General features: G+C 72.7%; 6 protein-coding genes. 4 read left to right on the top strand and 2 right to left on the bottom strand.

The genetic code is table 11. From position 1 onward, the window contains the following. On the top strand, window positions 1-570 hold a 570-nt coding region (locus A5736_RS15610), incomplete at its 5' end, for a rhodanese-like domain-containing protein (protein WP_254848377.1). A gap of 37 nt (window positions 571-607) precedes the next feature. Continuing rightward, on the top strand, window positions 608-1,462 hold the full coding sequence (locus A5736_RS15605; protein ID WP_076125800.1) for a TIGR02569 family protein: 855 nt from the start codon (window positions 608-610) through the stop codon (window positions 1,460-1,462). A gap of 3 nt (window positions 1,463-1,465) precedes the next feature. Here A5736_RS15605 and A5736_RS15600 read toward each other — a convergent pair whose 3' ends face one another. Further along, on the bottom strand, window positions 1,466-1,774 hold the full coding sequence (locus tag A5736_RS15600; protein ID WP_076247212.1) for an MGMT family protein: 309 nt from the start codon (window positions 1,772-1,774) through the stop codon (window positions 1,466-1,468). A 2-nt stretch (window positions 1,775-1,776) separates the two neighbouring features. Beyond that, window positions 1,777-2,571: an alpha/beta fold hydrolase gene (locus tag A5736_RS15595; protein ID WP_076247213.1), complete on the bottom strand. Its 795-nt coding sequence runs from the start codon at window positions 2,569-2,571 to the stop codon at window positions 1,777-1,779. Between the two features lie 93 nt (window positions 2,572-2,664). On the opposite strand from A5736_RS15595, the gene A5736_RS15590 reads away from it, so the two are divergent. Both A5736_RS15590 and A5736_RS15585 read left to right on the top strand, forming a co-directional pair. Next, window positions 2,665-5,817 carry an ATP-dependent DNA helicase gene (locus tag A5736_RS15590; protein ID WP_076247210.1) on the top strand — a complete coding sequence of 1,051 codons (3,153 nt, stop codon included), beginning with the start codon at window positions 2,665-2,667 and terminating at the stop codon, window positions 5,815-5,817. Continuing rightward, window positions 5,784-7,315, top strand: a 1,532-nt coding sequence (locus A5736_RS15585; protein ID WP_371328390.1) for an ATP-dependent helicase, incomplete at its 3' end; no start/stop codon positions are given. The genes A5736_RS15590 and A5736_RS15585, both read left to right, overlap by 34 nt.

The following is a 7,315-nucleotide window of genomic DNA, read 5'->3' as shown; positions in this document are numbered from 1 at the left end:
CCGGAAGGCGGTGTGCTGGGCATCATCTGCGCTTCGATCGCGTCGGTGATGGGCACCGAGGCCATCAAGCTGATCACGGGAATCGGCGAACCGCTGCTGGGCCGGCTGATGATCTACGACGCGCTGGAGATGAGCTACCGCACGATCAGCATCCGCAAGGACCCGTCGACGCCGAAGATCACCGAGCTGATCGACTACGAGGATTTCTGTGGCGTGGTGTCCTCGGACGCCGCCGACGCGACCGCCGGCTCCACCATCACCCCGCGGGAATTGCGCGAGCTGCTCGACTCCGGCAAGAAACTGGCGCTGATCGACGTTCGCGAACCGGTGGAGTGGGACATCAATCACATCGAGGGCGCGCAGCTGATCCCGCAGTCGTTGATCAACTCCGGGGAGGGTCTGGCGAAGCTGCCGCAGGACCGGATGCCGGTGCTGTATTGCAAGACGGGCGTGCGCTCGGCCGAGGCGCTGGCCGCGCTGAAGAAGGCCGGATTCTCCGACGCGGTGCATCTGCAGGGTGGGATCGTGGCCTGGGCCCAGCAAATGCAGCCCGACATGGTGATGTACTGACGCAATTCCGCAGGTGGGCTCGTTTAGGCTGGTCTGCGTGACCCTCGAGCCGCCGCCCGAACTTGTGCTGACGGCGTTCGGTTTGACCGGTGTCAAGCCCATCGCCCTCGGCGCCGGCTGGGAAGGCGGCTGGCGATGCGGCGAGGTCGTGTTGTCGATCGTGGCCGACCACGCCCGCGCCGCCTGGTCGGCGCGGGTCCGCGAGACGCTGTTCGTCGACGGGGTGCGCCTGGCCCGGCCGGTCCGCTCGACCGACGGACGCTACGTCGTCTCGGGCTGGCGAGCCGACACGTTCGTCGCCGGCACACCGGAAGCCCGGCACGACGAGGTGGTCTCGGCGGCGGTGCGGCTGCACGAAGCCACCGGCAAACTGGAGCGCCCCCGATTCCTGACCCAGGGGCCCACCGCGCCGTGGGGAGACGTCGACGTCTTCATCGCGGCGGATCGCGCCGCGTGGGAGGAGCGGCCGTTGGCCTCGGTGCCGCCGGGGGCGCGCACCGCGCCGCCGAGCGCGGACGCCCAGCGGTCGGTCGAGCTGATCCACCAGCTCGCCACCCTGCGCCGGCCCACCAAGAGCCCCAACCAGCTGGTGCACGGAGACCTTTACGGCACAGTGCTTTTCATCGGCACGGCCGCGCCGGGGATCACCGACATCACGCCCTACTGGCGACCCGCGTCATGGGCCGCGGGTGTGGTCGTCGTCGACGCGTTGTCCTGGGGCGAGGCCGACGACGGACTCATCGAACGCTGGAGCGCGCTGCCGGAGTGGCCGCAGATGTTGTTGCGCGCGTTGATGTTTCGCCTCGCGGTGCATGCCCTGCATCCGCGGTCGACGGCGGAAGCCTTCCCGGGCCTGGCCCGCACCGCGGCGCTGGTCCGGTTGGTGCTCTAATCGCTAACTCCCGGACGGGAACTCGTAGCGCACCTCACGCAACGGAATCTTGCCGTCGACGGCCAGAATCCCCTCGGCGCGCAGCAGTTCCAGCTGCCGGGTGGTCAGGTGCCGCGCGGGACGCCCGGATGCGGTGATCACGCGGTGCCAGGGCAGGTCGGAGGAGTCGACCCGCATGATCCATCCGACGATGCGGGGACTGGAAAGCCCTGCGACGGCAGCGATGTCGCCGTAGGTAGCCACCCTGCCGGACGGAATGGACGCGACCAGCGAGCGGACCCGCTCGACCTGCTCGTCGGTCACCTGCGCCATGATCAGCGGCCGTCCAGTAGCGCGCGAGCCAGCGCGGCCACTTCCGTGTGCTTGGCGTAGGGCACCATGTGGTTGCACTCGAAGTCGAGCAGCTGAAAATCGGATCCCAAGCGTTGTCGAAGACCCGCGATGAGTCGGTCGGTCACGTAGGGCGGCGTGGTCCACATCGCCCGCACCAGGGTCGTCGCCGTTCCCGCCGGCGGTAACACGATGTCGCGGGCCAACTCGCTCCAGTAGGACATCATCGCCGGCAGGCTGACGCGCCACCCGTACCGTCCGCTCGGCAGCTCGACCAGGTGCTCGTCGAGCTCGGCGTCGAGCAGGGCGGGATCCACGTCCGACCACGAGCCCGTCGTCTTCTCCATGCGGGCCTCGGCGGCGTCCGGATAGTCGGGCGAGGAGAGCATGGCGTCGGCGATCTCCCGCATCCAGGTTCCGTCCAGGCCGACGGCCGGATCGAGCAGCAGCAGGCCCGCCACCAGGTCGGGTCGGGCCGCGGCCAGATGCATGGCCAGCGCGCCGCCGAAGGAGTGCCCGACCACCAGCACCGGCCCCCCTCCTTTGGCGGCCTCGGCGTCGAGCAGCGCGGCGAACGCCGAGACGTTGGCCTCGATGTTCCACGGAGCCGACCACGACGATCGGCCGTGGCCGAGCAGATCGGGTGCCGCGACGGCGATTTCGGGCAGCGCGTCGGCCAGTTTCTGCCAGCGCTGCCCGTGGCCGGTCAGCCCGTGGAGGGCGAGCATCCGCACCGGGCCGGCGGGGCCGTAGCGGTGCACGTGAAGGTCGCCGGTCACGCATCGATCGGTCACGCGTCGATGATGCCAGGCCGGACCGTCGCGGTCCGCGGGCGCGGCCGACTTGTCAGACCCTCGTGATCTCATGCCGCTATGTCGTTCACGTCGGGGTCATTCGCCTGGGACGCCGACGCCGGTGCCTTGCTGGCGCCGGGCGCGCGCGGGATGATCCGCGTCCTGGGCGGCCCCGGCACCGGCAAGAGCAGCCTGCTCGTCGATGCCGCGGCCGCTCGGATCGGCGCCGGTGTCGATCCGGAATCGGTTCTGCTGCTTACCGGTTCCGGCCGGCTGGGGATGCGGGAGCGCAGCACCTTGACGAGGGCGCTGCTGCGGTCGCATACCGACGGCGCGCGGCGCGCCGCGGTTCGCGAGCCCATGGTCCGCACCGTGCACAGCTACGCCTACGCGGTGTTGCGCCGGGCCGCCGATCGCGCCGGCGACGCGCCGCCCCGCCTGGTCACCAGCGCCGAACAGGACGCCATCATTCGCGAACTGCTCGCCGGTGACGTCGACGACGGCCCGGCCGCGGCGGTCGCGTGGCCGGCGCACCTGCGGCCGGCGTTGCGCACCGCCGGGTTCGCCGCCGAATTGCGAAACTTGTTGGCGCGCTGCGCCGAACGCGGAGTGGACGCGCAGGAGCTGCAGCGGCTGGGCCGTCGATGCCGGCGCCCGGAGTGGAGCGCCGCCGGCCAGTTCGCGCAGCAATACGAACAGGTGATGTTGCTGCGGGCGGCGGTCGGGACGGCGGCGCCGCAGGCGACGACGCCGGCGCTGGGCGCTGCCGAACTAGTGGGTGCGGCGCTGGAAGCGTTCGCGGTCGATCCGGAGCTGCTGGCCGTCGAGCGCGCCCGGGTCCGGGTGCTGTTGATCGACGACGCCCAGCAACTCGACCCGCAGGCGGCACGGCTGGTTCGGGTGCTGGCGGCGGGAACCGACCTGACGCTGGTCGCGGGCGATCCCAACCAGGCGGTGTTCGGGTTCCGCGGCGGTGAACCGGCGGGCCTGCTCGACGGCGATACGCCGTCGGTGACACTGACCGCATCGCATCGCTGCGCTCCCGCGGTGGCGCGCGCCGTCAGCGGCATCGCGCGGCGGCTGCCCGGCAGCACCGGGGGCAGGCAGATCGACGGCACCGGGCCCGACGACGGCGCGGTCGCGGTGCGCCTGGCCGCCTCGGCGCACGCGGAGGCCGCGATGATCGCCGACGCGCTGCGGCGTGCGCACCTCGTCGACGGCGTCCCGTGGTCGCAGATGGCGGTCATCGTCCGGTCGGTGCCCCGGGTCGGTGCGCGGCTGCAGCGTGCCCTGGCCGCCGCCGGGGTCCCGGTGGCGCTTCCGGCGCTCGGCGGGCCGTTGTCCGAGGAGCCGGCGCCCCGGGCGCTGTTGACGGTGTTGGCGGCCACCGCCGAGGGGCTCGACGGCGACCGGGCGCTGGCGTTGCTGACCGGGCCAATCGGTCGCGTCGATCCGGTCTCGCTGCGGCAGCTGCGCCGCACGCTGCAACGCTTATCCGACGGCGCGGCAAGGAATTTCGGCGACCTGGTGGTCGACGCCCTGCGCGGCGATGCGCCGCTTTCCGGCGCGCACGCCCGCCCGCTGCGGCGGGTGCGCGCCGTGCTGGACGCGGCCGCCCGCTGCCACCGCGACGGCCAAGATCCGCGCTTCACCCTGTGGGCGGCGTGGCACCGGTCCGGTCTGCAGCGCCGCTGGCTCTCGGCCAGCGAGCGCGGCGGGCCCGCGGGGGCCCAGGCCACCCGGGACCTGGAAGCGGTCACGGCGCTGTTCGACGTCACCGATCAGTACGTGTCCCGCACGTCCGGCGCGTCGTTGCGCGGACTGCTCGAGCACGTCGCGGCGCTACAGCTGCCCGGCGTCAACCCCGAGCCGGCGTCGACAGCCGAACAGGTCAGGGTGCTCAGCGCACACGCCGCGCTCGGACACGAGTGGGATCAGGTCGTCATCGCGGGCCTGCAGGATGGGTTGTGGCCCAACACGATTCCGCGCGGCGGGGTGCTGGGCACCCAACGGCTGCTCGACGCGCTGGACGGCATCACCGAGGACGCCTCGGCCACCGCGCCGCTGCTGGCCGAGGAGCGCCGGCTGCTGGTCACCGCGATGGGCCGGGCCCGGCGCGCGCTGTTGGTGACCGCCGTGGACGGCGACGCCGGCGGCGCGGGCGACGACACCGCGCTACCCTCGGCGTTCTTCTTCGAGATCGCACAGTGGGCGACCGATGATCCCGTTGCGGTGCAGCCGATTTCAGCGCCGCGAGTGTTGTCGGCGGCCGCGCTGGTGGGCCGATTGCGCGGCGTCGTGTGCGCACCCGAGGACGCCGTGGACGACGCGGCCCGCGATTGTGCGGCAACGCAATTGGCCCGGCTGGCCAAGGCCGGTGTGCCCGGCGCCGACCCGGCGGCTTGGCAGGGCCTGACCGCGGTCAGCACCGCCGAGCCGCTCCGCGGCCCTGACGAGCCCGTCACGTTGACACCGTCGACGCTGCAGACCCTCACCGACTGCCCGCTGCGCTGGCTCGCCGAACGCCACGGCGGCACCAACCCCCGTGATCTGCGGTCGACCATCGGCTCGGTGCTGCACGCGCTGATCGCTGAGCCGGGCAAAAGCGAAGCGCAACTGCTGGCCGAGCTGGAAAGGGCGTGGGAGCAGCTGCCCTTCGACGCCCCCTGGCATTCGGCCAACGAGCTGGCCCGGTACCGCGGCATGATCCGGGCGTTCGTCGAGTGGCGGGCGCAGACCCGAGCCGAACTGAGCGAGGTCGGCGTCGAGGTCGACGTCGACGGGGCCCTACCGGCGCCGCGCGACAATGCCCGCCGAGGCGGCGAAGTCCGGCTGCGCGGCCGGGTCGACCGGCTGGAGCGCGACGGCGCCGGCCGGCTGGTGATCGTCGACGTCAAGACCGGCAAAACCCCGGTCAGCAAGGACGACGCGCAGCAACACGCTCAGCTGGCCATGTACCAGCTCGCGGTGGCCGACGGCATGATCGGCGCCGCGGGCAGCGAACCGGGCGGTGCGCGGCTGGTGTACATCGGCAAGACGGGGGCAGGCGGCGCCGTCGAACGCGAGCAGGATCCGCTGACACCGGCCGCCCGCGACGAGTGGCGCGAGCTCGTCCGCACGGCGGCCGACGCGACCGCGGGGCCGCAATTCATCGCCCGGCGCAACGACGGGTGCACGCACTGCCCGATGCGGCCGTGCTGCCCGGCCCACGTCGACGGGTCGGCGCCGTGAACGCGCGCTACAGCCCGGACGAATTGGCCTGTGCGCTAGGGTGTTTCCCGCCGACCGCCGAGCAGGCCGCGGTCATCGCGGCCCCGCCGGGCCCCTTGGTCGTCATCGCCGGGGCGGGGGCCGGGAAGACCGAGACGATGGCCGCGCGCGTGGTGTGGCTCGTCGCCAACGGCTACGCCGAACCCGGCCAGGTGCTCGGGCTGACCTTCACCCGCAAGGCGGCCGGCCAGCTGCTGCGACGAGTCCGCTCCCGGCTGGCCCGGTTGGCCGGCATCGGCCTTGGCCCGACCGGCCCCACGGGCCCGGCGCCCGTCGAACCGGCGGCCAGCCCGATCGTCGGCACCTACCACGCTTTCGCCGGCTCCTTGCTGCGCGAGTACGGCCTGCTGTTGCCCGTTGAGCCCGACACGCGGTTGCTCAGCGAGACCGAGCTCTGGCAGCTGGTCTTCGACGTGGTCAACGGATATCGGGGTGAGCTGCACACCGACAGGAGCCCGGCCGCGGTCACGTCGATGGTGCTGCGGTTGTGGGGTCAGCTGGCCGAGCACCTGGTGGACACCGATCAGCTGCGTGACACCCACGTGGAGCTGGAGCGGCTGGTCCACACCCTGCCGGCGGGCCCCTACCAGCGCGAGCGGGGTCCCAGCCAGTGGCTGCTCCGGCTGCTGGCCACCCAGACCGAGCGGGCCGAGCTGGTGCCGTTGCTCGACGCGCTGGCCGAGCGAATGCGCACCGGGAAGGTCATGGACTTCGGCATGCAAATGGCCTCGGCGGCCCGGCTGGCGGCGAACTTCCCCCAGGTCGGCGGGGACCTGCGGAACCGCTACCGGGTCGTCCTGCTCGACGAGTACCAGGACACCGGGCACGCCCAGCGGGTGGCGCTGTCCGCGTTGTTCGGCGGAGGCCGTGACGACGGGTTGGCGCTGACGGCCGTCGGCGATCCGATTCAGTCGATCTACGGGTGGCGCGGCGCGTCGGCAACCAACCTGCCGCGGTTCACCACCGACTTCCCCCACGCCGATGGCACCCCCGCGCCGGTCCTGGAGCTGCGCACCAGCTGGCGCAACCCGCCGCGCGCCCTGCAGCTGGCCAACGCCATCTCGGCGGAGGCGCGGCGGCGGTCGGTTGCCGTGCATGCGTTGCGCCCGCGCCCGGACGCGTTGCCAGGCACCGTCGCGTGCGCACTGCTTCCCGACGCACGAGCCGAGCGCGAGTGGATCGCCGACCACGTGCACCGGCACTACCAGCGGGCACGCGCCGAGGGTGTCAGCCCGCCGACCGCCGCGGTGCTGGTGCGCCGCAACGCCGATGCCGCACCCATTGCCGACGCCCTACGCGCCCGCGGCATCCCGGTCGAGGTCGTCGGGCTCGCCGGCCTGCTGTCGGTGCCCGAGGTCGCCGACGTCGTGGCGATGCTGCGGCTGGTTGCCGACCCGACCGCGGGGGCGGCGGCGATGCGCGTGCTCACCGGCCCCCGATGGCGCCTCGGCGGGCGGGA

Source organism: Mycobacterium sp. SP-6446 (genome assembly GCF_001954045.1).
Taxonomy (GTDB): Bacteria; Actinomycetota; Actinomycetes; order Mycobacteriales; family Mycobacteriaceae; genus Mycobacterium.
Note: the sequence above shows the minus strand (reverse complement) of the source record. Positions and strands in the feature narration are given on the sequence as shown.

Excerpts from the sequence above, each read along its gene's own strand:
- A5736_RS15600 (WP_076247212.1), bottom strand. The coding sequence starts at position 1,774 with ATGGCGCAGGTGACCGACGAGCAGGTCGAGCGGGTCCGCTCGCTGGTC.
- A5736_RS15590 (WP_076247210.1), top strand. The coding sequence starts at position 2,665 with ATGTCGTTCACGTCGGGGTCATTCGCCTGGGACGCCGACGCCGGTGCC.